Here is a 25473-nt window from a genome sequence, read left to right as displayed (position 1 = left end):
CTCTCGTTAGACGGGAGAGGTCAGAATGGCACCGCGGGCGATCTGGAAGGGCGTCTTGAAGGTCGCCGAACTGACCTGCCCCGTCGCACTCTACACGGCTGCCTCGACCGCCGAGCGCATCTCCTTCCACACCCTGAACCGGAAGACCGGTAACCGGGTCCAGCGCCAGTTTGTGGACGAGGTCACGGGCAAGCCTGTCGAGCACGACGATCAGGTCAAGGGATATGATCGCGGCAACGGCGACTATATTGTGCTGGAGCCGGAAGAGGTCGCGGCCGCCGTGCCGGAAAGCGACAAGACGCTCGACGTTGCCACTTTTCTTCCGTGCGACGAGATCGACGACGTCTTCCTGGATCGGCCCTACTATATCGCACCGAGTACCCCGATCGCCTCGGAGGCCTTCGAGCTGATTCGGGAGGCCATGGTCGAGCAACAATGCGCGGCGTTGGCCCGCACCGTCATCTTTCGCAGGATGCGCTCCATCCTGATCCGGCCTTACGCCACCGGGTTGATCGGGACGACGTTGAACTTCGATTACGAGGTGCGCTCGGCAGAGGACGCGTTCAGCGACCTGCCAAAGATGAAGATCCAGGACGAGATGCTCGATTTGGCCAAGCACATCATCGAGACGAAAGCGGGGGAGTTTAATCCAAAATCGTTTGACGATCGCTACGAGGCCGCACTGGCCGACCTCGTGAAGGCGAAGATCGAGGGACGCAAGCTCAAGCCGAAGAAGCTGCCGCCGGCCGCCAAGGTTGTGGACCTGATGGAGGCGCTGCGTCTCAGCGCCAAGGGCGGCGGTAAGGCGTCCTCACCTGCGTCGAAGGCCCCAAATCGCAAGGCCGCAGCGAAGGGGACTAAAAATGCCGACCAGACAGGCGAAAGGCGAAAGGCGAGCTAATCAGGAGCGGCGCGGCTCCAGGCTCTTCTTCAGCGCCTCCATGATGCTGACGACGTTGCCCTCGCTCTGCGGCTTCGGACGCGCCTTCGTCGCCTTCCGACCCTTCTCCTTGGCCTTGATGATCGACAGGAGCTCATCCTGCACGGGATCCTCGGCCAAGTCCGGCGACCAGTCTTTGGTGCGAGACTTGATCAACTTCTCCATCAGCGGCTTCATGTTCGCCTCGGGCTCAGCCTTCTTGATACCGGCGAAATAGGGCTTCTCGTCGCGGACCTCGTCGCCGTAGCGCAGCGTCCACAGCACGATGCCGTTGTCGCGTGGCTCGAGCAGAACGGCGCGCTCGCGGCGGTAAAGAACGACCCGCGAAATCCCCACAGTCTTCGTCGCCTTCATCGCCTCTCGGATAACTGAGAAGGCCTCCTCGCCGACTTTCCCGTCCGGCACGAGGTAATGCGGAGCGTCGTACCAGATCCATCCGACCGAGGAGCGCGGTGCGAACACCTCGATGTCGATGGTCCGCGTGCTTTCGAGCGCGACGCCGTCGAGCTCGTCCTCCTCCAGCATGACGTACTCATCATCGTCCTTAGGGTAGCCCCGAACCTCGTCCTCGTCGGCAACGGGCTTGCCCGTCACAGCGTCGACGAACCGGCTCTGGATACGATTGCCGGTCTTCCGGTTCAGCGTATGGAAACGCACCTTCTCGCTCTGGGAGCGTGCCGGCATCATCGCCACCGGACACGTCACCAGCGACAACTTGAGATAGCCCTTCCAGAACGTCCGCTGTGCCATGGTTTGTCTCCCCGACGGTAAACCACTGCCGTCAGTGTTCGTTCCGCAGTTCTCTCACGCGGCCTTGCCGCTTCGCCCGAGCCGCTTGATAGCGTCCGACAGCGGCACCTCCGCATCGCAATAGGCGTCCCACGCCTTGCTCTTCGCCAACAGGGCGGGAACCGTGCGCACGGTGTAACGTGCGGGATCGAGTCCCTTCCTGACCTGCGTCCACTGCACCGGCATCGAAACATGCGCGCCGGGCCGCGCGCGGGGCGACAACGGCGCGACGGCCGTCGAAAGCCTGTCGTTGCGCAGATAGTCGAGGAAAATCCGGCCGTTGCGCAGCCGCTTGGCCATATTGACGACGTAGCGAGACGGCTCGTCCGCCGCCATCTCGGCACAGACCTGCCGAGCGAAATCCTTGGCCGTCGGCCAGTCAAGTTTCCCGCGTTTGGCAGCCTTGAGCGGGGTGACGACGTGCAGACCCTTGCCACCCGTCGTCTTGCAGAAACTGGTCAGCTTTAGCGCGTCGAGCCTCTCGCGCATCGCGTTCGCCGCAGTGACCACATCGTCGAATTCGACCCCCGGCCCCGGATCGAGGTCGAAGACGAGACGGCCGGGAACCTCAGGATCGCCGGGCTGGCAGTTCCACGGGTGCAGCTCGATGCCGCCGATCTGGGCCGCCGCGACCAGGGCCTCGATGCGGTCGATCTGGAGATAGGGCTTCTTGTCGCCGAAGACGTGGACGAGTTCGAACAGGTTTGAGGTGCCGAGGCCTGCATGGCGCTGGAAGAACGTCTCTCCGGTGATGCCGTCCGGTGTCCTGAGCAGCGAGCAGGGCCTGCCCTTGAGGTGTGGCATCATCCACTCGCCCACAGCGGCGAAGTAGTTCGCCAGATCGAGCTTGGAGATCGGCTTCCCATCTTCGGCATCCGGCCAGAGCGCCTTGTCCGGATGCGACAGGCTGACCCCGAGCACGTCGACCCTGCCGCCCTTGCGTGGCGAGGTGGCAACCGGATTCGCCGGTTCGACCGCCTCCGGTGATGCCGGCAGATCGGTCTCGACCTCCGCCGCGGGCTTGTCTTCCCGAAGTCCCTTGAAAGCGGCCTGCCTGACCATGCCGTCGCCGGTCCAGCCCGCGAACTCGATTTCGGCGACGAGGACGGGATCGAGCCATGTCACGCCCGGCGCGCGTCGCGGCGCGTTGGCACCGGTAAACGGCGACGTCTTGGCCGCGTTCTTCTTCAGTCGCGGCAGCAACGCTGCGACCTTCGAGGCGCCGTACCCCGTTCCGACCCTGCCGATATAGACAAAATGCGCCCCCCGATTCACACCGACCAGCAGCGAACGGAACTTGCCCTCGGTCGTGGCCCAGCCGCCGATCACCACCTCGTGCCCGGCGCGGCACTTCGCCTTTGTCCATGTAACGCTTCGACCGGAGACGTAGGGTGCCTCTCCGGACTTCGACACGATCCCTTCCAGCGAGAGCTTGCAGGCCGACTTCAGAACGGCTTCGCCACCGCTCTCGAAATGCTCGACATAGCGCAGGACGATGCCGTCGCCATGGCGCTCGACCAGTTCCTTCAGCCGAGCCTTTCGGGTCAGGAGCGGCTCGCGCCGCAGGTCCTCGTCCTCGATCCACGGCAAGTCGAAGGCGAAGTAGACTAAGTCCTTGGTCTTGTCTTCCGACAGCGCGGCCTGGAGCGCGGCGAAATCCGGCGCGCCGGTTTCATCCAGCGCCACCACCTCGCCGTCGACAATGCTGTCCGGCCAGCCTCGCGCGGCATCAGCCATCGCCTGGAACTTCTTCGTCCAATCCAATCCCTTGCGCGTCTTCAGGGTCACCTCTCCGCCCTCCACACGAAGCTGGACTCGATATCCGTCGAACTTGATCTCGTGGACCCATTCCGCGCCGGCCGGGGGCCGCTGGACCGAGGTACAGAGCTGGGGCGGCATGAAATCGGGCATCGTTCCCGCCGCTGCGGTCTTGCTTCGCGACTTGGCCTCTCGGACCGGCGCGCGGCGTTCGGCAGCGGCGAGGCCGACGCTGGAATCCCAGACCGCATCCGCCTCCACAACCTCCGTCGCGAGCAGGAACGGCTTCGGAGACCTGCCCTTCCCTGCGGCGATCGCAGCCATCGAGCGGCCCGAGGCAACGGACGTGTCGCTGGCCAGGACCTTCTCGCCATCGCCGTCGGAAGCATGCTCGTCACGATGCTTGATGAGAAGCCAGTTGGTTCGCTTGCCGCCAGCCCGGTCGCGTCGCATTCGGACCAATACGAAGCTGCCCCGCAGCCGCTCGCCGTGAACCGTGAATTTCAGCTCGCCCTTTTCGAGCTGCTGCTCCGGGCTGAGCCTGCCCTCCGGCTCCCAATAGCCACGGTCCCACAGCAGGACCGTGCCGCCGCCATACTGGCCCTTTGGGATCGTGCCTTCGAAGTCGCCATAGGCAAGCGGGTGGTCCTCGACCTCGACGGCCAGTCGCTTGTCCTGCGGGTCGAGCGACGGGCCTTTCGTCACCGCCCAGGACTTGAAGACGCCGTCCAGTTCGAGGCGCAGATCGTAATGCAGACGAGTGGCGTCGTGCTTCTGGATCACGAAGCGCAGCCGGTTCGAAGGCGCGACCGCGGCTTCGCCGCTCGGCTCCTTGGTTTTCTCGAAATTTCGTTTGGCCCGGTATCCTTGAAGCTTGCTCGACATCGACGACACTCCCGATGAAGCGGCAACCGCGCTGTGTTGTGGTGGTTCCGTTAGCCGAGCCGAGAACCGTTCCGCTGACCTCGGTCCGGCCATTCGCAGACGCGCCGTAACGCGGAACATAGTCGCCCGGCTTCCGTTGCCGCAGCGAAGCATCTTGCAAAGGGAACCCGCCATGATGTTCGTCGAGCAGATCAAGGAAGGCCAAAGCGTCATCAGCGCCGACGGCGGCCCTGTCGGCACGATCGATGGCCTAAGCGGGCAGCTTCTCAAGCTAAAGAACGATCCTGAATCCGGGGGCGCGCAGCGTTATCTCGACATCGCCCTCGTCGTGGCCGTCGAGGGCGATACCATCAAGCCGACTGTTCCGGCTGCCGAAGCGAAGGAGCGCTGGTCCGAGGCCGCCGAATGAGAGGGATCGATCGTCGAACCCTCGTGGGCGGAGCCTGCGTAATTGGAACGGCCAAGCGTTCAAGCGCTGAAACGCGGATAGGCGTCGACAGGTTCGGTTCGACGGGATCGACCGTCTACCTCCTGCACGGGTCGGATGGGCTAAGCAATGCGGGGCGCTATCAATTCGCGGCGCAGATGATCGCCAACGCGGGTTATTCGGTGCTGCTGCCGCGCTACTTCGAAGCGACCGGCGACAGTCGAGCCCGCTATGGCGACATCCGGTCCAAATACGTGATCTGGCTGCGGACGCTTGAGGCCATCCTTGCCGAGCCTCCTCGCGGCACCGAGCCGGACCGCGTTGCCGTCGTTGGCTTCTCTTTGGGTGGCGCTCTTGCGCTGTCCCTCGCCTCGCGCTCTCCACGGATTCGGGCGGTCGTCGATTTCTTTGGCTTTGAGCCCGAGGGCCTCGCCGCGGGCCGCAGGCTCCCCCCGACCCTGATCCTGCATGGCGACGCCGATCGCGTCGTCCCGGTGGCCAATGCAAGGGCAATCGAGCGTGTGATCAAATCGCAGGGCGGGACCGTCGAGAGCCGTATATATGCCGGCGAGGGACACGGGTTGTCGCTCGCCTCCTTGCCGGATGCCATCGGACGAGCGCAGGGTTTCCTTCGGCAACATCTGTAACCGCTCCGATGCCCTATTTCGTCTCGACTGATGGAGCCGGAAGAATCCGACAATGCCAGCTCAGCCGCCCGATCGGATTGAAATCCGAACAGCCGATGACGAGGCGGGAGCGATCGTTGCCTTCCCCTATGATGCCACGCTCGTGGAACGCTTCCGCGCCCGGTTTCCGGCAGCGCGATGGAGCGACGAGACGGGCGCCTGGTTCGTTCCCGGGACGACCGCGGAGCGCCGGGTCGCAGTCTGGCTTCAACGCGAGCTGACCGAGCCTCTCGCTTTTGCTGACGAGCGTGGGCGGGATGCTTTTGCCTTTGATCCGATCAAGAGCGACTATCTCGAAGCGAACGGTGACCTCCTTGTCAGGACACCCTTTTCCCGCACCGTCATCGATCACCTTCGTGGCGTGCCTTGGGCGGCTTGGGATCGAGAGGGGAAGGTGTGGCGCATACCTTTTCGGTCGCTCGAGGCGTTAAGATCGTGCTGGCTGTCTGTCGAGATCGCAGCACGGCGGGCGGAGCCGAGCGAACGGAGACGGCGCCGCGAGGAGCTGAAGCAGTCCCCGGAGTTCGCCCAGGTCAGGCGACGTGAGGCGGAAAGAAGGCGCAAGCGGTTGCCTGTTCCGGCTTCGCAACTCCCGCCCCCCGGACGACCGGTGATGACCGCTCGGGGCATCGTCGTGGTCACAGGCAGTGACGGGGAAGTCGTCGATATCGGTGACGCAGTCGAGGCCGGTGCTCAGGCTGAGATGGGGGAGGTTAAGGTCTGGGTCTTCTGGCGCTCGCCGACCCTCGAGGAACTCATCCGGACATGGCCGGCGCGACGCGAGCCCGGGGCGACGGAACGAGCGAGGGGATGGTGGCAGCCAACACTTGAGGATTTGCGCGCGGCCCGTCGGAAAGCCAAGTCGCTGGAACGAGCGTCCGCTACGCGGGCCGCGCGTTTGCCATGATCTATACCAATGCCTTTGACCGCAGCGACAACACGCATAGCGCATGAGTTCCCGAATTCTCGTCAAACCACTGAGGAACAGTGCCTTTCCTGCCGTGCCTGATTCAAAACTCGATCCAGACCGGTGCGTGGTCGCTCGCCTTCTCCCAGCCGCGGACATGGGCGTCGACGCCGGCGGATTTAAGCCGCCCGGCCAGCTTCGGGCTGAGCAGCAGGTGGTCAAGGCGAAGGCCGGCGTTGCGCCCCCAGGCATTCCGGAGATAATCCCAGAAGGTGTAGATCCGCTCGTCGGGATGCAGTTCGCGCACCGCATCAGTCCAGCCTCGATTTACGAGCCGGGTGAAGGCATCCCGTACCTCGGGACGGAACAGGGCATCGCCCAACCATCGTTCGGGCTTGTAGACGTCGAGCTCGGTCGGGATGACGTTGAAATCGCCCACCAGTGCGACCGGGACCCCGTGCGCCAGGAGTGCGTCGGCATGGCGAACGAGGCGCTGAAACCAGCGCAACTTGTAGTCGAACTTCGCCCCCGGCGCCGGATTGCCGTTCGGCAGATAGAGGCAACCGATCAGGATGCCCTTCACGGCGGCTTCGATGTAGCGGCTTTGGATGTCGTCATCGTCTCCCGGAAGACCGCGTCGCGTTTCGATCGGCTCTGCACCGCGGGCAAGGATAGCGACCCCGTTCCAGCTCCTCTGGCCGTGCCAGACGGCGGCGTAGCCGGCTGCTTTGATCGCGGCTTCCGGAAAGCCGCCCTGTGGCGCCTTCAGTTCCTGAAGGCAGACTACGTCGGGCTCGGTCTCGGCGAGCCAGCGCAGGAGCACCGGGAGTCGGCCGTTGACGCCGTTGACGTTGAAGGTCGCGATCCGCAACCGAGGCTCAGCGCTTGCGGTCGCCGCGGTCGCCATGCCTGGGTTTCGAATCGGTCTAAGCATGCTTCGGGACGTCCTGCGATAGATAGCGCCCGACGTTCGACATCCACATCACTTTTCATCCCCAACGGATCCAACGCGCGAAATCGCGGTCGGATCGATGCTCGGCGGCCCAGGGGTGGAGCGACGCCCACCGCCCTGCTCGCCTCACAAGCCCGAATAGCAACATAAAACGAACGTCAACGCGCTATCGGATAGGTATCATCGTTGCGGCCCGAGCCCGCCCTTCAGTCGTTGCGCGAGCAGGTCGAGCGGACCGAAGGACGCGGCGCGTGCGATCGGACCGTACTTTCGGATGGTCAGGTCCTGCTCGATCGTCGATGCGCAGAGGGGGCCCTGCGGAAGGCGACCGACGAGTTGTTGGCCAGGCCATGGTTGTCGAGCGACGAGTTTCGCGGGATCGTCGGGATCGGTAAAGCGCCGGAAACAGAGGATCGCCGTCCCGCTCTGACCTGAGATCAGCTACTCGGAGCGCAGCAGCTCCCGGGCTCTCCCGCTGGACCCGGTCGATCGCCGGGGGCCGTCGCGGTCGGTACCACCTTGTAACCGTATTGCTGTCTCTCGATTGCGGAAAATTCGAATCCAGCGTTCGCCTGATCCCGGTGTGCTCGCAAAATCTCGTTGAAAATCGCATCGAAGAATCCTGAATCCGGCCTGCACACAGTCAGGCCCGGCTACAGCGCGATTTGGGGGCGCGCCGGGCCTGACTATGCACAGCCCTGACCGTCGAGCCCCTACCAATGCGGAGATCGGGGCGAACCCGAAATAGTTTCCAGAAAAAATATCACCGATTTCCAAAAATGCTTTGACATCAGGATCTTGACTGCTATATTTACATAGCTCTATTGGGCTGTAAAGTTCCTCGCCAAGGTGGCTTCCGACCTCGACAAGCCGCGCGGCTTTTCGATCATCGGCCGGGCGGAGGCCGTCGCCTTCCTGGCGCCAAAGCCTGTCGGGATGATCCCCGGCATCGGTCAGGCGGGCGTAGCGCGGCTGGCGCAGGCCGGCTTCCGCAGCATCGGCGACCTTGCCGCCGCCGAGGTCGAGACGCTCTACCGCACCATCGGCAAGGACGGGCCGCGCCTGCGCAATCTCGCCCGCGGCATCGACCCGCGCCAGGTCACGGTCGAGCACGAGGCCAAGACGGTCTCGACCGAGACGACGCTCGACGTCGACCTCGCCGCCTTCGAAGAGCTGGAACCGATTCTCTGGCGGCTCTGCGAGAAGACTTCGAAGCGGCTGAAGGCGCAGGAACTGGCGGGGCGCACGATCACGCTCAAGCTGAAGACCCACGACTTCCACATCGTCACGCGCGCCACGCGGCTGCCCGAGCCGACACAGCTCGCCGCCCGGCTGTTCGCAGCCGGCCGCGACCTCTTGAAGCGTGAATGCACCGGCCTGCGCTACCGGCTGATCGGCATCGGCGCGAGCGACTTCTCCGACCCGGCGGATGCCGACCGCGGCGACCTCGCCGACACGCAGACGCCGCGCCTGAAAGCCGTCGAAGGCGCGCTCGACGCCGTCCGCGCCCGCTTCGGCGATGCCGCGATCGGCAAGGGCCTGTCGCTGCGCGACCGGCGCAGACCTGCTTCCAGCGAGACTACTTCGAGCAATCGCTCGCCGGCAGAAGATCCAGACGCGTGAGCGTGCCGCGCAGCGCGAAGGCGCCATAGTCGAGCCGGATCGCACCGGTGACGCCGTTCTCGTAGAGCTCGAAGGCGACGGTATAGGCCGGCGTCGTCTCGCCCGAGCCGACCTTGAAATAGGAGATCGTCACCGGCCAGCGCGCCAGCTTCTCGAATTCCGGGCGCTGCAGCGGCGCCTCGCCGGGCTTGGCCTCGATCTCGCGGCCGATCACCGACAGCGTGTCGTAGACGTCCTTGCCGCTGTTGGCGCCGTCATAGAGGCGGACATTGAAGGTGGTCTGGCCGGCCCGGGCCGCCTTGATCACCGCCTTCATCTGCTCGTTCGGGAACATCGCCATCGCGGCTTCGCGATGCGTCTCAGCCTTGGGCGCCCGCAGGCTCACCTCATAGCCGGCATCGCCTTTCTTCGCGGTGCCGTCGACCACGTCGGGCGGAGCGCCGGCCGTCGAGCTTTCCGTCTTGAAGCGATAGCTCTTGGCGTCGCCCTCCTCGAAGCTGGTGGTCCGCGCATCGATGATGCGCGGGCCGACCTCGCTGGTCAGCTCGGTGACCTGCCGGAAGGAAAGCGCGTAGCCGTCGCAGGCGTCCCCCGAGAAGTCGAAGGCGATGCGGCCGCGCGCCGTGCTGATGTCGCGGGAAGGCTTGGTGCTGTCGAGGGCAAGATCGTAGATCGCGCGGTGTGGTACCAGCACGACGCGCTCGGCCGGAGCCTGCGCCCAGGCCCCCGTGGCCGCCATCACCGCCAGGCCTGCGATCCCGCCGCGATACGTCTTCATGCCCGATCCTCGATTCGTGCTCTTGGCCGGGTCGAACCCGGGCCCCTTCGAATCTAGGTGCATTGCGGCAATGGCGCAAACAAGGCGGGCCCTGCGGCCGCGCATCTACGTTTCAGCAGGCTTCGCTCCCAGCGCGGCCCTCGCCGCTGCGAGGATTTCCTCCGAGAGCGCCTTGTCCTCGACCATGCGGGAGAGGACGAGCGCGCCGATCAGCGTGGCGTAGCTCGCAAGGGCGGCCGCCCGCCGCTCCTCCTCGCTCTCCCCGGGCATGATGGCTGAGAGGCTCGCGATGGCCGCGCGCGCGCCCTCCGTCGCAGCCTGACGCGAGGCCTCGCCCTGACGCGCGATATCGGAGCCGAGCGCCGCCACCGGGCAACCATGGCCGGGGTCGTCGCGGTGCAGCGGCGAGAGATAGCGGTCGGCGATGCCCTGCAACGGCGCCGCCGGCTCGGCGGCCTTGGCGTCCTCCAGCCATTGGTTGGCATTGCCGAAGGCGCGCCCGAGCGCCTGGGCGGCAAGATCGTCCTTCGAGGAGAAGTGCCCATAGAAGCCGCCATGGGTCAGGCCGACGGCCTTCATCACATCGGCGACGCCGACCCCGTCGAAGCCGCGCTCGCGAAACAGTGTCGCGGCGGTCTCGAGAATGCGCTCGCGGTTCTCCGCCATCTGCTCGCGGCTCACGCGCATCGGCCTGCTCCCAAGGAAATCGGCATATCAGCCCCTTGACTATTTATATGACGACCGTCATCTAAATTCAATCATGATGATCATCATGTAAATAACCCGGAACCCGACCAGGAGTTGGACATGGCTACGCAGCAGCTCGGCACCGCTCTCGTCACCGGCGCCTCGACCGGAATCGGCGCCGTCTACGCCGACCGCCTGGCCCGTCGCGGCCATGACCTCGTCCTCGTCGCCCGCGACGCGGCACGCCTCGGCGCCCTCGCCGAGCGCCTCCGCCGTGAAACCGGCAGGAAGGTCGAATGGCTCAAGGCCGACCTGACGGCGAAGGCCGATCTCGCCTTGGTCGAACAGCGCCTGCGCGAGGACGAAAGCCTGACCGTGCTGGTCAACAATGCCGGCATGTCGGTCTCCGGCACGCTGGTCGAAGGCGATATCGACCGCTTCCAGGCCATGATCGAGCTCAACGTCATCGCTCCGACCCGCCTCGCAGCCGCCGCGGCTCGCAACTTCGTGACCCGCAAGCGCGGCGCCATCATCAACATTGCCTCGGTGCTGGCCCTCGCGCCGGAACTGTTCAATGGCAGCTACAGCGGCACCAAGGCCTATGTGCTGAATCTCAGCCTCTCCCTGCAGAAGGAGCTCGAGGCAACCGGCATCCGCGTCCAGGCGGTACTGCCGGGCGCCACCCGCACCGAGATCTGGGCCCGCGCCGGTGTCGACGTCGACGGCTTCCCGCCGGAGATGGTGATGGAGGTCGACGTCATGGTCGATGCGGCACTCGCCGGCTTCGATCAGGGCGAACTCGTCAGCATTCCCTCGCTGCCCGATCCCGCGGACTTCGAGCGCTATACGGCGGCCCGGCTCGCGCTCGGGCCCAATCTCTCGCGCAACGCGCCGGCCGAACGCTATCTGGCGCAGCGCCCCGACGCCGCCTGAGCCGGCCCTGCCCGGCAGGCGCATCGGCCAAGCCGCGCCGCGCTTGCGACCTTGCCTGCCATCGGCGATGAAAGGCTCCTGTCCAGCGCAGGCCGGGAGCCTCTCATCATGAACGCCATCGACACCAAGCTCGCCGCCCTCGGCATCACCTTGCCGGCGCCGGCCGCCCCGGTCGCCAACTACGTGCCCTATGTCGTCACCGGCAATCTGCTGGTGATCTCCGGCCAGCTCTGCTTCGGGCTCGATGGCAAGCTCTCCGACGCGCACAAGGGCAAGCTCGGCGCCGAGATCTTCAACGAGGCCGGGCTCGAGGCCGCCAGGCTCTGCGCCATCAACGTGCTGGCCCAGGCCAAGGCGGCGCTCGGCGGCGATCTCGGCCGGATCCGGCGCTGCGTCCGCCTCGGCGGCTTCATCAATGCCGCCCCGCACTTCGCCGCCCTGCCCGCCATCATGAACGGCGCCTCCGACCTGATGGTCGAGGTGCTCGGCGATGCCGGCCGCCATGCCCGCTCGACCGTCGGCGTCGCCAACCTGCCGGCCGACGCTGCCGTCGAGGTCGAAGCCATGTTCGAGATCGCCTGATGCGCGCCGAGCCCTGGCTGACCGCCCGCCCGATTGCCCATCGCGGGCTGCACGATCTGGCGGGCGGCGTGATCGAGAACTCGATCTCGGCGGCGCAGGCCGCCATCGCGGGCGGCTTCGCCATCGAATGCGACGTCCAGCTCAGCGCCGACGAGGAGGCGCTGGTCTTCCACGACTTCACCCTGGAGCGCCTGACCGGCGAAACCGGCCGCGTCGATGCCCGGAAAGCCGCCGAGCTTTCCGGCATCGGGCTGACTGGCTCGGGCGACAAGATCCCGACGCTCACCAGCTTCCTCGCTGCGATCGGCGGCAGGACGCCGCTGGTGATCGAGATCAAGAGCCGCTTCGACGGCGACCTGCGCCTGGCGAAACGCACCGCCGAGATCGTCGCCGGCTACAAGGACCGGCCGATCGTGCTGAAATCCTTCGATCCGGTCGTCGTCGCGGCCCTGCGCGAGCTCGCTCCCGGCTTTGCCCGCGGCATCGTCGCGATGAGCGCCTATGACGCCTATCGCGACTATGACCCGCTCTCGGCGGCCCAGAAGCACGCCCTCGCCAACCTCCTGCATTTCGGGGAGAGCCAGCCGGACTTCGTCTCCTGGAAGGTCGCAGATCTGCCGACCGCCGCGCCCTTCCTCTGCCGCAAGGCGCTCGGCCTGCCGCTGATGACCTGGACCGTGCGTACGCAAGAGGACCGGGCCCGCGCCGCCGAGCATGCCGACCAGATGGTCTTCGAGGGCTTCCGCCCTTGAGCGAAACCGGTCCGCACGGGGGCCTCACAGTCCGCGTCACGACCTCGCTGAAAGGCGTCCCGGCTGCGGACTGGGATGGCTGCGCCAATCCAGGCGCAGCCGCAACGCTTGAATCGACGTCTCAGGCAGCGGATTCATTTTCTCAGGAAGACCCTGACAACCCTTTCATTTCCTACGCTTTTCTGCGCGCCCTGGAAGAGAGCGGCTGCGTCGGCGGCAGGACCGGCTGGTCGCCCGCCTATCTGCTGATCGAGGACGAGGCGGGCCGGCTGATCGCCGCCGCGCCCTCTTTCGTGAAGGGCCACAGCCAGGGCGAATACGTCTTCGACCATAGCTGGGCCGAGGCCTATATGCGCGCCGGCGGGCGCTACTATCCGAAGATCCAGGTCGCCGCCCCCTTCACCCCGGCGACCGGGCCGCGCCTGCTCATCGCGCCCGGCGCACAGGTGAACGAGGCGCGCGACGCCCTGATCGCCGGCCTCGAAGCTCTGCGGGAGCAGGTCCACGGCTCCTCCGTGCATGTCACCTTCGCGCAGGAACGGGACATGGCGGCTCTGCTGGAGGCCGGCTATCTCGAACGCCACGACATCCAGTTCCATTGGCAGAACCGCGGCTTTGCCAGCTATGACGACTTCCTCGGCCTCCTCGCCTCGCGCAAGCGCAAGGCCCTGAAACGGGAGCGACGCGAGGCGCTGTCGGCGGGGATCGAGGTTTCCGTACTCTCCGGCTCCGACCTGACCGAAAGCGTCTGGGACGATTTCCACGCCTTCTACGAGGATACCGGCTCGCGCAAATGGGGCCGGCCCTATCTCAATCGCCGCTTCTTCTCCGAAATCGGCCAGCTTATGGGCGAGCGCGTCGTGCTGGTGCTGGCGCGCCGGGCCGGGCGCAACATCGCCGGCGCCATCAATTTCCGCGGCGGCAACACCCTCTACGGCCGCAACTGGGGCTGCATCGAGGACCACCCCTTCCTGCATTTCGAGCTCTGCTACCACCAGGCCATCGACTACGCGATCGCCCACGGGCTCGCCCGGGTCGAGGCCGGGGCACAAGGCGAGCACAAGCTGGCGCGCGGCTACCGGCCGGTGATTACCCGCTCCGCCCATTTCCTCGCCGATCCTGGCCTGGCGCACGCCGTCGCCGCCTATCTGCCTGGCGAGCGCCGCGAGATCGCCGCCGCTAAGCTCGCGCTCGAAGCCGAACTGCCCTTCAGATCCGGAGCCGACCTTGCCGACTGAGTTCTGCAGCGACGACACGCTCGGCTACCGCCGCAGCCTGACTGATTTCTCCACGCCGCTGGCACTCGACGAGAGCTATCGCCTCGCCCATCTGCCTTTGCTGGCGCCCGAGCATCCGCGGGCGATCCCGCGGCTCGACGGGCGCGGCTACGACATGGGCCGTCATGCCGAGATATTCTCGCTGGTGATGCCGCTGTCGCGGGACGCTCCGGACGCTTCGCCAGCCTGGCGCGCGCTGGAGGCCGAGCTGCGCGCCGCCCCCTTCGCCGGCAAGATCGCCTGGGACCTGCTGCCGAGGCGCGCCGAGCGGCTGCACGCCACCATCGTCGGCTCGCTCGGCCGCGGCGAGCGTCCCGCGATCGCTCCGGAGATCCGCGCCCGGCTGGCCGCCATCGCGCCCTTCGAGGTCGAGCTGCGCGGCCTTTTCTCCGGCAACGTCAATCTCGGCCGGCTCTATCTGCGCGCCTATCCGCAGCAGGCGCCGGGCCTCAACCCGTTCCAGCAGATCCAGCAGGTCTTCGGCCGCGCGCCCGGCGACCTCTACCTCGTCGGCTACTACAATCTCGTCGACGATCTCGACGCCAGCGAGACGCAGGCGCTGGCCGCGCTGCTGGCGCGCTGGTGGGAAAAGCCCCTGCTGCGCCTGCGAGTCGATGCGCTCTGGCTGATGGGCGCGAGCGACGACCTCGTGCTCGACAGCCGGATCGTCGAGACGCTGCCGCTTGGCGGCGGATCCCCGGCTTGACCTTTCTCCCGCGGCGGCCTCCAGCTTCCGCCAGCCCAAGACAGGAACACCGCCATGACCGCCTACGACCAGAACAACATCTTCGCCAAGATCCTGCGCGGCGAACTCCCGGCCCACCGCGTCTACGAGGACGACAACGCGCTGGCCTTCCTCGACATCATGCCGCGTGCGCCGGGCCACACCCTGATCATCCCGAAGAACCCGGCCCGCAACCTGCTCGATGTCGCGCCGGCCGATCTCGCCCATGTCGCCCAGGTCTCGCAGCGCATCGCCCGGGCCGGGATGAAGGCGTTCGCGGCGGACGGGATCACGGTGCAGCAGTTCAACGAGAGCGCCGGCGGCCAGGTCGTCTTCCATCTCCACGTCCACGTCATCCCGCGCCATGACGGCATCGCGATGAAGCCGCCGGCGAGTGTGATGGCAAAGCCCGAAGAGCTGACCGAGGCCGCCGAGAAGCTCCGCGCCGCACTCAAGGACGCCTGACCCGAAAAAATTTCGCGGCGCATGTCACGCGCCCGCACGCTGCCTCGTCCTGGTCTGCATCAGCCAATGATGGAGACCGGGATGACCCAACGCCTCAACGCCTTCCAGACCGCCTCCGACGCCTACGCGGCCATGCGCGGCCTGCAGGAATACGTGAACCAGTCGACGCTGGAACACAGCCTGCAGGAGCTGGTGAAGATCCGCGCCTCGCAGCTCAACCGCTGCGCCTATTGCCTGCACATGCACATGGCTGATGCCCGCAAGGCCGGCGAGAGCGAGGCCCGCATGGCGCTGCTCAGCGCCTGGGAAGAGTCGGAACTCTATACCCCGCGCGAGCGCGCCGCCCTGCGCTGGACCGAGGAGCTGACCCGGCTCACCGAGCGCAGCCCGAGCGACGAGGCCTTCGTCGAATTGCGCGAGCATTTCAGCGAGAAGGAGATCGTCGACCTCTCCGTCGCCATCGGCATGATCAATGTCTGGAACCGGGTCAATGCCGGCTTCCGCACCCGCCACCCGCAGGATCGCCGGCGCGAGACCGCGGCGGCCTGATCGATTCCTTGCTCAGCTGGCCGGGCGCGGACTCGTTCCGGCCCGGCGTCCTCCTCTTGCGGAGTTTTCGCCATGACCAAGCGCCTGAACCCTTACGTCGCCGCGCCGGACACCATGAAGCCGCTGATCGCGCTCGAAGCCACGCTCAAGGAGAGCGGGCTCGAACACAGCCTGATCCATCTGGTGAAGATGCGGGCCTCGCAGATCAATGGCTGCGCTTATTGCCTGCACATGCACTCCGCCGACGCGATCAAGGAGGGCGAGAGCCCGGCGCGACTCTTCCTGCTCGACGCCTGGCACGAGTCGGCGCTCTATAGCCCGCGCGAGCGCGCCGCCCTCGCCTGGACCGACGCGCTGACGCTGGTCGCGCAGACCCATGCGCCGGACGAGGCCTATGCGGAGGTGGTGCGCCATTTCAGCCCGGAGGAAACGGTGAAGCTCACGCTCCTGATCGGCACGATCAACACCTGGAACCGCATCGCCATCGGCTTCCGCTCGGCCCATCCGAACGACCGGCCGGCCGTGGCCGCGCCGGCCGCCTGAGGACGGGGCTCGCGATGACCTCAGCGCCTGCCGCTGACCCGTTCGACAGCCATCGCCGCTTCCTGACCCGCCTCGCCTATCGCATGCTCGGCTCGGTCAGCGATGCCGAGGACGTCGTCCAGGAAGCCTGGCTGCGCTGGCGCGAGACCGATCAGGCGGAGATCGCGCAGCCGCGCGCCTTCCTGGCGCGCATCGTGACGCGGCTCTGCCTCGACCAGATGAAATCGGCCCGCAGCCGCCGCGAGTTCTATGTCGGCTCCTGGCTGCCGGAGCCGCTGGTCGAAGCGCTCGGCGGCGAGGCGCCGGCCGATGCCGGGCTCGATGCGCCGATCGCGCTGATGCTGGCGCTGGAGCGGCTTTCGCCCCTGGAGCGCGCCGCCTTCCTGCTGCACGACGTCTTCGAGATGGATTTCGCCGAGATCGCCCGCACCATCGATCGCAGCGAAAGCGCCTGCCGCCAGCTCGGGAAGCGGGCGCGCGAGCATGTCCGCATCGACATGCCGCCGCGCAACAAGGTCGACCCGGCTGAGGCGAAGCGCTTCGTCGATGCCTTCTTCAAGGCGGCCCACAAGGCCGACCCGAGCGATCTCCAGGCCTTGCTGGCGCAGGATGTCGCCTTCCACAGCGATGGCGGCGGCAAGGTCCTGGCGGTGATCAACCCGCTCTACGGCATCGACCGCGTCTCGCGCTTCTTCGCCGGCATCAACGCCAAGCTCGCCCACCGCGACAAGCTGACCACGCTCTTCCGGCCGGTGATGATCAACGGCCTCCCCGGCTATCTCAGCCTCGAACGCGGCGAGACCCTGCAGGCGACCGCGCTCGACATCCGCGACGGGCGCGTCCACGCGATCTACATCGTGCGCAACCCCGACAAACTCAGGCATCTGAGCCTGTCGGACGCATGAGGTCGCCCGGAACCGCGGCAAAGCCGACGGTTCCGGCACGACGAGAGCGCTAGCCTTCCAGTGCCTCGATCATCTCGACCCGCGTGGCATGCCGGCCGCCCTCGAACTCGGCGGTCAGGAAGGCGTCGACGATGTCGAGCGCCAGCCCCTCGCCGACCACGCGGGCGCCGAGTGACAGCATGTTGGCGTCGTTATGCTGGCGGATCATCCGGGCCGAGAAGGTGTCGGCGCAGACGCCGCAGCGGATGCCCTTCACCTTGTTCGCCGCCATCATGATGCCCTGGCCGGTGCCGCAGAAGATGATGCCGAACCGGCAATCGCCGGAAGCGACGAGCCGCGCCGCCGCCTCGCCATGCTTGGGATAGGGCGTGCTTTCCGGTGTCGCCGGTCCGATGTCGACCACCACCCAGCCCTGCGCCGCGACATGGGCGGCAATGGCCTGCCGGAGCTGGATGGCGGCATGGTCGCTTGAAAGCACGATGCGGTTGCTGGCCGTCATGGAGAGTATGTCCCGTTTCCCGAGGGCAATGCGGCTTCGTCGATGAAACCGGTGATCCTGCACGACGACGGATCGCCGGTCCGCGTCCGAAGCAGCCGGTGGCGAAGCCGCACTATATCAGCCACCAGGCCCCGCCGATCAGCACCGCCTCGGCCGCGACCACCGCCAGCATCACCCGGCGGTTTGTCAGGAGCACGGTCGCGACCGGAACCGCGATTGCAGCGAGGCGGACGAAGAGCGGCACCTCGGCCAGCACGCCGGGCGGCGTCAGCATCAGCTTGGCGACGACGCCCGCGAGCAGCGCCGTCGCGACCAGCCGCACCCATTCGAGCCAGGGCGAGCCGTCGTCGAGGCGACGGGCGAAGGCGACGGCGAGCCATCGCCACATCTCGGTCGGGATCACCGCGAAGAGCAGCAGGGCGAGATAAGGCCACCAGGGACCGTCGAGAAACGCGATCGGCGCGGTCATGCGCCCGCCCTTGCGCGACGGCGCCAGCGCTGCGCCACGAAGGCGATCGTCCCGCCGACGAGTCCGCCTGCGAGCAGATCGAAGCCGCCGCCGATCGCCCAGCTCGCGACCGGCGAAAGCGCGAGGCCGAGAAAGATGGCGAGCCCGTCGCCGAAGCCGCGCGCCCCGACCGTCAGCGAGGTCATGAAGAAGATCGGCGACAGGGCGAGAAGCCCGGCCGCGACCGGTACCGGCACCGCCCCGGCGAGATAGTAGCCGGCATAGGTGCAGAGCGCCGAGACCAGGATCAGCGCATTGGCGAAACCGAGGAAATAGGTCGGCCGCTGCTCCGGCGGCAGTGCCGGCAGGCGGCGCAGCGCCTCGGTCCAGGCCGTGACGGCGACATAGTGCGACATCAGGATCTGGATGCCGACGCCCTGCCCGGGCCGGCGCAGCAGCGGCAGGAGCGCGATCGTCATCGGCAGGAAGCGCAGGGAGGCGAAGCCGATCGCGAGCGCAATCGCACTCCAGGCGGCGCCGGCCGCGATCGAGGCGAAGAACAGCACCTGCGACGGCCCGGCCCAGACCAGCACCGTCGACAGCACCGCGACCTCGACGGGGTAGCCGATATCCCGCGCCAGCGAGCCGACACCGACCAGGCCGAGGCCGACGACCCAGGCCGGCAGCATCAGCGCATCGCGAAAGCCGATCAGCGCCGGGCGCAGCCGCTGCCAGCGGCCAGCCGAACTCACGCCGGCACCAGGCCGGCGTCGAACCGGCCGCGACACGGAAGGCGTGTCGGGAGCGACGGCTCGGAGGGAAGCTGACTCATGAACGCTCTGGGATCGCGAATGCGCAGGCCGGGCGGGTTAGCCGACAACGCTTAATGCGCATTCCCATCGCCGCGGGGCAGAGCCCTCGCCGCGCTTCAGACCTGCGCCCGGCGCAAACGAGGCGTCGTCAGAAGCTCTTCAGCGCCAGGCCGAGCAGCTCGTTCCCGAAGTCGACGATCTCCTTCGGCACGCCGCCTACGGCCTGGTAGGCGAGCCACATCAGATAGAGGAAGGCCGGCACCAGGATCCAGCCCAGCACCTCCTCGAAGACGATGCGGCGCCGGCGCCGGCGGGCGCGCTTCTCGAACCAGCCGAGCTTCTCCTTGGCCGCGGGCGCTGCCGCGGCCGCCGCCGTGGCTTCACTGTCCTGCGCCCAGGCGCTCTCGGATTTGCGTCGGAACCACACGGTCTCAGGCCTTCGTCAACGGAACTTTCGGGACGGTGCGGACGCTGCCCGTCGCTTTCGGCGGCGAGACCGGCGCATCCGGCTTCGGGCCGCGCTTCAGGCTGCCGGCAGGACCGGCCTTGGCCTTGCCCGTGCTCTTTCCGGCCCCCTTGGCGCGCGGCTTGCGCGTGCGCTTCTCGGCTGCTGCGGCGACGTCCTTCTCCGGCTTGGGCTTGGCCGGCCCGTCGGGGAATTCGAGGCCGAGCACCTTGATGCCGGTCTCGGACTGGACGACCACGACCTTGACCGCGCCGCCATTCTTCAGACGGCCGAACAGCACCTCGTCGGCGAGCGGCGTCTTGATCGTCTGCTGGATCAGCCGCGCCATCGGGCGGGCACCCATCGCCTCGTCATAGCCGTTCTCGACCAGCCAGTCGCGCGCCTCGTCCGAGAGCTCGATCGTGACGTTGCGGTCGGCGAGCTGCGCCTCGAGCTGCAGCACGAACTTGTCGACGACCCGCGCCACCACCGTCTTCGGCAGATGGCCGAAGGAGATCGTCGCGTCGAGCCGGTTGCGGAATTCCGGCGCGAACAGCTTGTTGATCGCCTCCTGGTCGTCGCCCTCGCGCTTCGAGCGGGTGAAGCCATAGGCGCTCTTGGCGAGGTCGGCCGCGCCGGCATTGGTCGTCATGATCAGGATGACGTTCCTGAAATCGACCTGCTTGCCGTTATTGTCGGTCAGCTTGCCGTGGTCCATCACCTGCAGGAGGATGTTGAACAGGTCCGGATGGGCCTTCTCGATCTCGTCGAGCAGCAGCACGCAATGCGGGTGCTGGTCGATCTGGTCGGTCAGGAGCCCGCCCTGGTCGAAGCCGACATAGCCCGGCGGCGCGCCGATCAGCCGCGAGACGGTGTGCCGCTCCATGTATTCCGACATGTCGAAGCGCACGAGCTCGACGCCGAGCGAGGAGGCGAGCTGGCGCGCGACCTCGGTCTTGCCGACGCCGGTCGGGCCCGCGAAGAGATAGCAGCCGATCGGCTTCTCGCCGTCGCGCAGGCCCGCGCGGGCGAGCTTGATCGAGGAAGACAGCGCCTCGATCGCCTTCTCCTGGCCGTAGACGGTGCGCTTCAGCGTGGTCTCGAGGTTGCGCAGCACCTCGGCATCGTCCTTGGAGACGGTCTTGGCCGGGATGCGCGCCATCGTCGCGACCGCCGCCTCGATCTCCTTGACGCCGATCGTCTTCTTGCGCTTGGCCTCGGTCACCAGCATCTGCGAGGCGCCGGTCTCGTCGATCACGTCGATCGCCTTGTCCGGCAGCTTGCGGTCGTGGATGTAGCGCGCCGAGAGCTCCACCGCCGCCTTGATGGCGTCGTTGGTGTAGCGCAGCTTGTGGAACTCCTCGAAATAGGGCTTCAGCCCCTTCAGGATCTCGATCGTATCCGGGATCGACGGCTCGTTGACGTCGATCTTCTGGAAGCGCCGGACGAGCGCCCGGTCCTTCTCGAAATACTGGCGGTATTCCTTGTAGGTGGTCGAGCCGATGCAGCGCAGCGAGCCCGAGGCGAGCGCCGGCTTCAGCAGGTTCGAGGCGTCCATCGCCCCGCCCGAAGTCGCACCGGCGCCGATCACCGTATGGATCTCGTCGATGAACATGATCGCCTTCGGGTGCTGCTCGATCTCCTTCATCACCTGCTTGAGGCGTTCTTCGAAATCGCCGCGATAGCGCGTGCCGGCGAGCAGCGTGCCCATGTCGAGCGAGAACACGGTCGCGTCCTCGAGCACCTCGGGCACCTCGCCGCGGATGATCTTCAGCGCCAGACCCTCGGCGATCGCGGTCTTGCCGACGCCGGGCTCGCCGACCAGCAGCGGGTTGTTCTTCTGCCGGCGGCAGAGGATCTGGATGGTGCGCTGGACCTCGGCCTCGCGGCCGATCAGCGGGTCGATGCGCCCGTCGCGCGCCTTGCGGTTGAGGTTGACGCAATAGGCCTCGAGCGCGCTTTCCTTCTTCTTCTTGTCCTTGTCGCCGTCATTGCCGGAATCGGAGCGCTGCTCGCGCTGCTGCTCCGGCTCCTCGTCGGTGCCGCGCACGGCGCGCGTCTCGCTGGCGCCTGGGCGCTTGGCGATGCCATGGCTGATGTAGTTGACCGCGTCGTAACGGGTCATGTCCTGCTCCTGCAGGAAATAGGCGGCGTGGCTCTCGCGCTCGGCGAACATCGCGACGAGCACATTGGCGCCGGTGACCTCCTCGCGGCCCGAGGACTGGACATGGATCACCGCGCGCTGGATCACGCGCTGGAAGCCGGCGGTCGGCTTGGAATCGTCGCGTCCGTCGGTGACGAGATTGGTCAGCTCCGCGTCGATGTAATCGACGAGATTGCGGCGCAGCGTGTCGAGGTCGACGCTGCACGCCCGCATCACCGCAGCGGCGTCCTGGTCGTCGACCAGCGCCAGGAGCAGATGCTCCAGGGTGGCGTATTCGTGATGGCGTTCATTGGCGAGCGCGAGGGCCCGGTGAAGCGCCTGTTCGAGGCTGCGCGAGAAGCTCGGCACGGTCAGCGCTCCTGATCCAGTTCTCGGGACATGGTGGCGTTCAAGATTACTTCTTCTCCATCACGCATTGCAGCGGATGCATGTGCTTGCGGGCGAGGTCCATCACCAGCGTCACCTTGGTCTCGGCGACCTCGTAGGTGAAGACGCCGCATTCGCCGACACCGTTCTGATGGACATGCATCATGATCCGCGTCGCCTCCTCCCGGTCCTTGTTGAAGAACCGCTCGAGCACATGCACCACGAACTCCATGGGCGTGTAGTCGTCGTTGAGAATGAGGACGCGGTAGAGATTGGGCTTGCGGGTCCGGGTCCGGGTCAGCACCGCGGCGCCGGTGCCGCTGCCGTCCCGACCGCCATCGACCGGCGCCGAAGGCGGGCGCGGCCTGCTGGCCAGCCGAGTCGCAGACCGGCCGAGGCGTTCCGCCGGCATCATACCGGCCAGGATATCGGTTTCGATCGGCATGGTGGCTGTTTGGCTCAAGGGTTCTCTTCCGGCGCTAGACCCCAAGATAGTGCGTCGTCCGTGAATTTACAGGCGTCGCGCCGGCTTCGCCAGCCCGTTCCCGCCACGGGCCACAACGAAGTGCCGTTTCCAAGGCAGGGAACATGAAAAGCCCGGCCAGGCTCGCCGCAACGAGCCGGTCGGGTTTGAAGACATCGCCCGGATGCCGGAGGCGCGCGCTGGCGGCGACCACTCAGGTTCGCCAGCGCAGCCTTTCGGGAACCAGCGTGTTGCTGAAGGCCTTTCCCTCGTGGCGGGCGGCGGCATAGTCCCGCTTCAGGCGGAAATACCATTGCGCCAGCCGGTCGGCCTGCCCGAGCAGCAACATGGTTGGCTTCCGCTCGAGCCCCTGCTGGGCGAGCTCCAGAATCCGCTGGTCCTGCCGCAGGAAGGCCCGCCCCACCCATCTGATCAACGGCGAAAGCGGCATGAGCTGCGGCAGGTCCGACAGCAGCACATTGGTGAACAGCGTCCGGCGCGCATCGATCGGCGTCGCGAAGGTGGCGTTGATGATCGAACGCTCGCCGATGCGGATGCGCTCGATCCGCTGGCCGGGCAGCAGGAAATCGACCTCGGTCTGCGGCCGGCCGAGCAGGCGATAGCCGCGCGAGTTCGTCGAGGCCTGATGCGCCGTCATGCGGAAGCCGAAGGGCAGCGGCTCGAAATCCTTGACCTTCTCCCGCGCCGTCGCGGTCGGCCGCCACCACCATGAGTTATGGACATAGCCGACATGACCGGGGTCGATCAGGCTGAGCACGCACAGATCGTAGGAGGCTTCGACCAGGACGGAGACCGCTGCCCGGCAGCGCGTCGCCCCCGCCAGGGTCAGGGCCGGCACGGGCGGCGCAGCGGCCACCTCCGCGCCCATGTAGAGCCAGATGATGCCGTCGCTCTCGCGGACCGGAAACGCTCCGACCTTGACCTGGCCAGGGTCCGCGACATCGCCGTCGACCAGGGTCGGCATCGCCTGGCAGCGGCCATCGCCACCGAAGCGCCAGCCATGGAAGGGACAGGTGATGGCGTCTCCGTCGAACCCGCCTTCCGAGAGCGGCGCACCGCGATGCGGGCAACGGTCGCGCAGCGCGAAGAGGCGGCCCGTCTTCATGCGGCCGAGCACGATCTGCTCGCCGAGGACGGTGATGCTCGTCATCGCGCCCGGCGCGAGGCTGCCGGTGCTCTTGACGCAGTACCAGGCCTCGCGCGGCGGCTCGCGGAACTCGCTGGCGGCGGGCGCTTCCGCCGCACTGGCCGTGCCGGCTATCGTCGTCGAACTGGTCATTGCGGCTCAAGCTCCGGCCGCGGCTTGCTGAGCGCCGCGCGGACCGCAACCAGCCGCTCGCCAGTTGCAGGAACATTGCAGAACAACGGCTTCCGGCCCGCATGGGGCAGCCAGAACGCAAAGAAGCCCGGCCAGGAGGCCGGGCTTCTCAAATTCGTCGGATCAGGCTGCGGTCAGTGCCAGCACCGACCGCTTGCTAAATCACTTGGCCGGGGTCGGGACCGACTTGGCGACGATGCCTTCGAACGGCTTGTAGGCGTCCTTGGCGATGGCCGAGAAGAGCTCGCCCATCTTGGTGACCTGGGCGACATAGCCCTCGAAAGCGGTCTTGACGTAGTCGCTCTGGATCTCGATGGCCTTGTCGAGCGTCTTGACGCCGGCAAGCTTCTCGATCGTGGCCGTGCCGGCCTCGAACGACTTCTTGGCATAGTCGGTGGCCTCGACGGCGAGCGTCTGGACGCCCTTCGAGGTGGCGCCGAACGACTTCAGGGCAGCGTCGACGTTCTCTTTGGAGGCCTTCTGGATGGTCTCGAACTGCTGGATCATTTTTCCCACAGCGCCTCGGGGGGCGCCGCCTCTTGCTGGCGAGCCTTGCGGCCCAGGTTCCTCGCCCCAAGGTCGGATGAAACGCTCATCACCGGGGACCGCCTCTATATTGTGCAGCGCAACATAAAAGTCAAGGACACGTTGCAATGCATCAAATGCAAAGCCGTCCGGCCTGTCGAGGGAATGGTTCGCAGCGATACAGAGCGGTTATCGTCAGGCTTAACACCTCCGTAACCGCATCGCTCTAACCTCTCTCAGTGTGTCCTTCCAGCCACGCCGAAGATCGGGCGCAGGTTGGGCGGCAAGTGTCGAGTTGAGGCGAGTTGCATGGCTTCTGGTTGCGTTGGTACCGGGCGCGGACGCTGGTTCGCGTTCATCGGGCTGGTGAGTGTCGCTGCCGTGACCCTGGTCGCGACGGCCTCCCCCGCTGAGGCGGCCCGCAAGAAGCGGCGCCAAGTCAGTGGCGGCTATGCCCCGCCCTATGCCGCGATGGTCGTCGACGCCAAGAGCGGCCGCACGCTGCACGCGGTCAACGAGGATGCGCCGCGCATCCCCGCCTCGATCACCAAGGTGATGACGCTTTATCTGCTGTTCGAGCAGCTCGAGCGCGGCCGGCTGGGCATGGACTCTCCGCTCCGGGTGTCGGCCAACGCCGCCCGCGAGGCGCCGTCGAAGATCGGCTTCGAGCCGGGCGAGACGATCGCCGTCCGGGACGCGATCCTCGCCCTGATCACCAAATCGGCCAATGACGTCGCGACCACCGTCGCCGAGAACGTCGGTGGCTCCGAGGACGAGTTCGCGCGGATGATGACCGCCAGAGCGCGCTCGCTCGGCATGAGCCGCACCACCTTCTACAACGCCCATGGCCTGCCGCATGATCCGCCGAACCTGACGACGGCGCGCGACCTGACCATTCTCGCCCGCGCCATCCAGGATCGCTTCCCGCGCTACTATCCGATGTTCGGCACGCGCGTGTTCAACTATGCCGGCGGCGCCTATCGCAACCACAACAAGCTGCTCGGCCGCATCGAGGGCGTCGACGGCATCAAGACCGGCTATACCCGCGCCTCCGGCTTCAACCTGATGACCTCGGCCAAGGCCGATGGCCGTCACGTCGTCTCCGTCGTGCTCGGCGGTCGTTCCGGCGCTTCCCGCGACAAGGTCATGGCCGACCTCGTGGTCGCCGCCCTGCCCCGCGCCACCAGCGGCGGCCGCAGCGCCCCGATGGTCGCCGAGGCTCCCGAGCCGCAGCCGGAGCGCGCCCGCAT

At 66.8% G+C, this 25473-nt stretch carries 28 protein-coding genes; 15 read left to right on the top strand and 13 right to left on the bottom strand.

The window, feature by feature from the left end; all coding sequences use genetic code 11:
• The first annotated feature begins 25 nt into the window (after positions 1 to 25).
• Complete coding sequence (gene ku, locus RKE40_RS18125) at positions 26 to 901, top strand: non-homologous end joining protein Ku (RefSeq protein WP_316019634.1); 876 nt, start codon at positions 26 to 28, stop codon at positions 899 to 901.
• Here ku (RKE40_RS18125) and ku (RKE40_RS18120) read toward each other — a convergent pair whose 3' ends face one another.
• Entirely contained in the window at positions 902 to 1690 is a 789-nt protein-coding gene (gene ku / locus RKE40_RS18120; RefSeq protein WP_316019633.1) for a non-homologous end joining protein Ku, read from the bottom strand. It lies immediately after the preceding gene.
• A 54-nt stretch (positions 1691 to 1744) separates the two neighbouring features.
• Positions 1745 to 4372 (bottom strand): DNA ligase D, encoded by a 2628-nt coding sequence (ligD, locus tag RKE40_RS18115; RefSeq protein WP_316019632.1) that lies wholly within the window; start codon positions 4370 to 4372, stop codon positions 1745 to 1747.
• Between the two features lie 172 nt (positions 4373 to 4544).
• Between ligD and RKE40_RS18110 the strand changes: the two genes are divergently transcribed.
• From RKE40_RS18110 to RKE40_RS18100, 3 genes are read left to right on the top strand one after another with little or no spacing between them, the layout of a single operon-like run.
• Positions 4545 to 4781 carry a DUF2171 domain-containing protein gene (locus tag RKE40_RS18110; protein ID WP_316019631.1) on the top strand — a complete coding sequence of 79 codons (237 nt, stop codon included), beginning with the start codon at positions 4545 to 4547 and terminating at the stop codon, positions 4779 to 4781.
• Entirely contained in the window at positions 4778 to 5446 is a 669-nt protein-coding gene (locus RKE40_RS18105) for a dienelactone hydrolase family protein (protein ID WP_316019630.1), read from the top strand. The genes RKE40_RS18110 and RKE40_RS18105 overlap by 4 nt, the downstream gene beginning before the upstream one ends.
• A 52-nt stretch (positions 5447 to 5498) precedes the next feature.
• Positions 5499 to 6392, top strand: a complete 894-nt coding sequence (locus RKE40_RS18100; RefSeq protein WP_316019629.1) for a hypothetical protein — start codon at positions 5499 to 5501, stop codon at positions 6390 to 6392.
• A gap of 103 nt (positions 6393 to 6495) precedes the next feature.
• Here RKE40_RS18100 and xth read toward each other — a convergent pair whose 3' ends face one another.
• Positions 6496 to 7263, bottom strand: coding sequence for an exodeoxyribonuclease III (xth, locus tag RKE40_RS18095; protein ID WP_316019662.1), 768 nt, complete (start codon positions 7261 to 7263; stop codon positions 6496 to 6498).
• A gap of 930 nt (positions 7264 to 8193) precedes the next feature.
• Here xth and RKE40_RS18090 point away from each other — a divergent pair.
• Positions 8194 to 8967: a DinB/UmuC family translesion DNA polymerase gene (locus RKE40_RS18090; RefSeq protein WP_316019628.1), complete on the top strand. Its 774-nt coding sequence runs from the start codon at positions 8194 to 8196 to the stop codon at positions 8965 to 8967.
• On the opposite strand, the gene RKE40_RS18085 is transcribed toward RKE40_RS18090, so the two are convergent.
• A complete protein-coding gene (locus RKE40_RS18085; RefSeq protein ID WP_316019627.1) occupies positions 8924 to 9745 on the bottom strand; it encodes a cell envelope integrity EipB family protein in 822 nt (273 codons plus the stop codon). The two genes, RKE40_RS18090 and RKE40_RS18085, sit on opposite strands and share 44 nt — an antisense overlap.
• Positions 9746 to 9850: 105 nt before the next feature.
• Positions 9851 to 10432: a TetR/AcrR family transcriptional regulator gene (locus RKE40_RS18080; protein ID WP_316019626.1), complete on the bottom strand. Its 582-nt coding sequence runs from the start codon at positions 10430 to 10432 to the stop codon at positions 9851 to 9853.
• Positions 10433 to 10552: 120 nt separating this feature from the next.
• On the opposite strand from RKE40_RS18080, the gene RKE40_RS18075 reads away from it, so the two are divergent.
• The 9 genes from RKE40_RS18075 (at position 10553) to RKE40_RS18035 (ending at position 17162) form a co-directional block, all read left to right on the top strand.
• Positions 10553 to 11365, top strand: coding sequence for an SDR family NAD(P)-dependent oxidoreductase (locus RKE40_RS18075; protein ID WP_316019625.1), 813 nt, complete (start codon positions 10553 to 10555; stop codon positions 11363 to 11365).
• A gap of 108 nt (positions 11366 to 11473) precedes the next feature.
• Positions 11474 to 11947, top strand: a complete 474-nt coding sequence (locus RKE40_RS18070; protein WP_316019624.1) for a RidA family protein — start codon at positions 11474 to 11476, stop codon at positions 11945 to 11947.
• On the top strand, positions 11947 to 12699 hold the full coding sequence (locus RKE40_RS18065; RefSeq protein ID WP_316019623.1) for a glycerophosphodiester phosphodiesterase family protein: 753 nt from the start codon (positions 11947 to 11949) through the stop codon (positions 12697 to 12699). Before RKE40_RS18070 ends, RKE40_RS18065 begins: the two co-directional genes overlap by 1 nt.
• Complete coding sequence (locus RKE40_RS18060; RefSeq protein WP_316019622.1) at positions 12696 to 13937, top strand: GNAT family N-acetyltransferase; 1242 nt, start codon at positions 12696 to 12698, stop codon at positions 13935 to 13937. The genes RKE40_RS18065 and RKE40_RS18060 overlap by 4 nt, the downstream gene beginning before the upstream one ends.
• The gene (locus RKE40_RS18055; RefSeq protein WP_316019621.1) at positions 13927 to 14682 is read left to right on the top strand and encodes a 2'-5' RNA ligase family protein; all 756 of its coding nucleotides are present in this window, start codon (positions 13927 to 13929) and stop codon (positions 14680 to 14682) included. Before RKE40_RS18060 ends, RKE40_RS18055 begins: the two co-directional genes overlap by 11 nt.
• A 54-nt stretch (positions 14683 to 14736) precedes the next feature.
• Positions 14737 to 15165, top strand: a complete 429-nt coding sequence (locus RKE40_RS18050; protein WP_316019620.1) for an HIT family protein — start codon at positions 14737 to 14739, stop codon at positions 15163 to 15165.
• An 81-nt stretch (positions 15166 to 15246) separates the two neighbouring features.
• The gene (locus RKE40_RS18045; RefSeq protein WP_316019619.1) at positions 15247 to 15714 is read left to right on the top strand and encodes a carboxymuconolactone decarboxylase family protein; all 468 of its coding nucleotides are present in this window, start codon (positions 15247 to 15249) and stop codon (positions 15712 to 15714) included.
• Positions 15715 to 15786: 72 nt separating this feature from the next.
• Positions 15787 to 16257 carry a carboxymuconolactone decarboxylase family protein gene (locus tag RKE40_RS18040; RefSeq protein ID WP_316019618.1) on the top strand — a complete coding sequence of 157 codons (471 nt, stop codon included), beginning with the start codon at positions 15787 to 15789 and terminating at the stop codon, positions 16255 to 16257.
• Between the two features lie 14 nt (positions 16258 to 16271).
• Positions 16272 to 17162 (top strand): sigma-70 family RNA polymerase sigma factor, encoded by an 891-nt coding sequence (locus RKE40_RS18035; RefSeq protein WP_316019617.1) that lies wholly within the window; start codon positions 16272 to 16274, stop codon positions 17160 to 17162.
• Between the two features lie 49 nt (positions 17163 to 17211).
• Here the strand turns inward: RKE40_RS18035 and rpiB are convergent, their stop codons facing one another.
• The 8 genes from rpiB to RKE40_RS17995 form a co-directional block, all read right to left on the bottom strand.
• On the bottom strand, positions 17212 to 17661 hold the full coding sequence (rpiB, locus tag RKE40_RS18030) for a ribose 5-phosphate isomerase B (RefSeq protein ID WP_316019616.1): 450 nt from the start codon (positions 17659 to 17661) through the stop codon (positions 17212 to 17214).
• Between the two features lie 112 nt (positions 17662 to 17773).
• On the bottom strand, positions 17774 to 18130 hold the full coding sequence (locus tag RKE40_RS18025) for an AzlD domain-containing protein (RefSeq protein ID WP_316019615.1): 357 nt from the start codon (positions 18128 to 18130) through the stop codon (positions 17774 to 17776).
• Positions 18127 to 18861 (bottom strand): AzlC family ABC transporter permease, encoded by a 735-nt coding sequence (locus RKE40_RS18020; RefSeq protein ID WP_316019614.1) that lies wholly within the window; start codon positions 18859 to 18861, stop codon positions 18127 to 18129. The genes RKE40_RS18025 and RKE40_RS18020 overlap by 4 nt, the downstream gene beginning before the upstream one ends.
• Before the next feature lie 208 nt (positions 18862 to 19069).
• On the bottom strand, positions 19070 to 19348 hold the full coding sequence (locus RKE40_RS18015) for a hypothetical protein (protein WP_316019613.1): 279 nt from the start codon (positions 19346 to 19348) through the stop codon (positions 19070 to 19072).
• A 4-nt stretch (positions 19349 to 19352) separates the two neighbouring features.
• Complete coding sequence (gene clpA, locus RKE40_RS18010; protein ID WP_316019612.1) at positions 19353 to 21878, bottom strand: ATP-dependent Clp protease ATP-binding subunit ClpA; 2526 nt, start codon at positions 21876 to 21878, stop codon at positions 19353 to 19355.
• A gap of 46 nt (positions 21879 to 21924) precedes the next feature.
• On the bottom strand, positions 21925 to 22311 hold the full coding sequence (gene clpS, locus RKE40_RS18005) for an ATP-dependent Clp protease adapter ClpS (RefSeq protein WP_066470246.1): 387 nt from the start codon (positions 22309 to 22311) through the stop codon (positions 21925 to 21927).
• 262 nt (positions 22312 to 22573) lie between these two features.
• On the bottom strand, positions 22574 to 23659 hold the full coding sequence (locus tag RKE40_RS18000; protein ID WP_316019611.1) for an aromatic ring-hydroxylating dioxygenase subunit alpha: 1086 nt from the start codon (positions 23657 to 23659) through the stop codon (positions 22574 to 22576).
• A gap of 201 nt (positions 23660 to 23860) precedes the next feature.
• Positions 23861 to 24205 carry a phasin family protein gene (locus RKE40_RS17995; RefSeq protein WP_066470002.1) on the bottom strand — a complete coding sequence of 115 codons (345 nt, stop codon included), beginning with the start codon at positions 24203 to 24205 and terminating at the stop codon, positions 23861 to 23863.
• 327 nt (positions 24206 to 24532) lie between these two features.
• On the opposite strand from RKE40_RS17995, the gene RKE40_RS17990 reads away from it, so the two are divergent.
• The coding region (locus RKE40_RS17990; protein WP_316019610.1) for a D-alanyl-D-alanine carboxypeptidase family protein at positions 24533 to 25473 on the top strand (941 nt) is incomplete at its 3' end.

The sequence above is a fragment of the Allobosea rubneri genome (assembly GCF_032464875.1).
Classification (GTDB): Bacteria; Pseudomonadota; Alphaproteobacteria; order Rhizobiales; family Beijerinckiaceae; genus Allobosea; species Allobosea rubneri.
The sequence above is the reverse complement of the archived record's forward strand: the minus strand, read 5'-3'. Positions and strand labels throughout refer to the sequence as shown.

Coding starts and splice junctions, on each gene's coding strand:
- ku (WP_316019634.1), top strand. CDS start 26: ATGGCACCGCGGGCGATCTGGAAGGGCGTCTTGAAGGTCGCCGAACTG.
- ku (WP_316019633.1), bottom strand. CDS start 1,690: ATGGCACAGCGGACGTTCTGGAAGGGCTATCTCAAGTTGTCGCTGGTG.
- ligD (WP_316019632.1), bottom strand. CDS start 4,372: ATGTCGAGCAAGCTTCAAGGATACCGGGCCAAACGAAATTTCGAGAAA.
- RKE40_RS18110 (WP_316019631.1), top strand. CDS start 4,545: ATGATGTTCGTCGAGCAGATCAAGGAAGGCCAAAGCGTCATCAGCGCC.
- RKE40_RS18105 (WP_316019630.1), top strand. CDS start 4,778: ATGAGAGGGATCGATCGTCGAACCCTCGTGGGCGGAGCCTGCGTAATT.
- RKE40_RS18100 (WP_316019629.1), top strand. CDS start 5,499: ATGCCAGCTCAGCCGCCCGATCGGATTGAAATCCGAACAGCCGATGAC.
- RKE40_RS18085 (WP_316019627.1), bottom strand. CDS start 9,745: ATGAAGACGTATCGCGGCGGGATCGCAGGCCTGGCGGTGATGGCGGCC.
- RKE40_RS18080 (WP_316019626.1), bottom strand. CDS start 10,432: ATGCGCGTGAGCCGCGAGCAGATGGCGGAGAACCGCGAGCGCATTCTC.
- RKE40_RS18075 (WP_316019625.1), top strand. CDS start 10,553: ATGGCTACGCAGCAGCTCGGCACCGCTCTCGTCACCGGCGCCTCGACC.
- RKE40_RS18070 (WP_316019624.1), top strand. CDS start 11,474: ATGAACGCCATCGACACCAAGCTCGCCGCCCTCGGCATCACCTTGCCG.
- RKE40_RS18065 (WP_316019623.1), top strand. CDS start 11,947: ATGCGCGCCGAGCCCTGGCTGACCGCCCGCCCGATTGCCCATCGCGGG.
- RKE40_RS18050 (WP_316019620.1), top strand. CDS start 14,737: ATGACCGCCTACGACCAGAACAACATCTTCGCCAAGATCCTGCGCGGC.
- RKE40_RS18045 (WP_316019619.1), top strand. CDS start 15,247: ATGACCCAACGCCTCAACGCCTTCCAGACCGCCTCCGACGCCTACGCG.
- RKE40_RS18040 (WP_316019618.1), top strand. CDS start 15,787: ATGACCAAGCGCCTGAACCCTTACGTCGCCGCGCCGGACACCATGAAG.
- RKE40_RS18035 (WP_316019617.1), top strand. CDS start 16,272: ATGACCTCAGCGCCTGCCGCTGACCCGTTCGACAGCCATCGCCGCTTC.
- rpiB (WP_316019616.1), bottom strand. CDS start 17,661: ATGACGGCCAGCAACCGCATCGTGCTTTCAAGCGACCATGCCGCCATC.
- RKE40_RS18025 (WP_316019615.1), bottom strand. CDS start 18,130: ATGACCGCGCCGATCGCGTTTCTCGACGGTCCCTGGTGGCCTTATCTC.
- clpS (WP_066470246.1), bottom strand. CDS start 22,311: ATGATGCCGGCGGAACGCCTCGGCCGGTCTGCGACTCGGCTGGCCAGC.
- RKE40_RS18000 (WP_316019611.1), bottom strand. CDS start 23,659: ATGACCAGTTCGACGACGATAGCCGGCACGGCCAGTGCGGCGGAAGCG.
- RKE40_RS17995 (WP_066470002.1), bottom strand. CDS start 24,205: ATGATCCAGCAGTTCGAGACCATCCAGAAGGCCTCCAAAGAGAACGTC.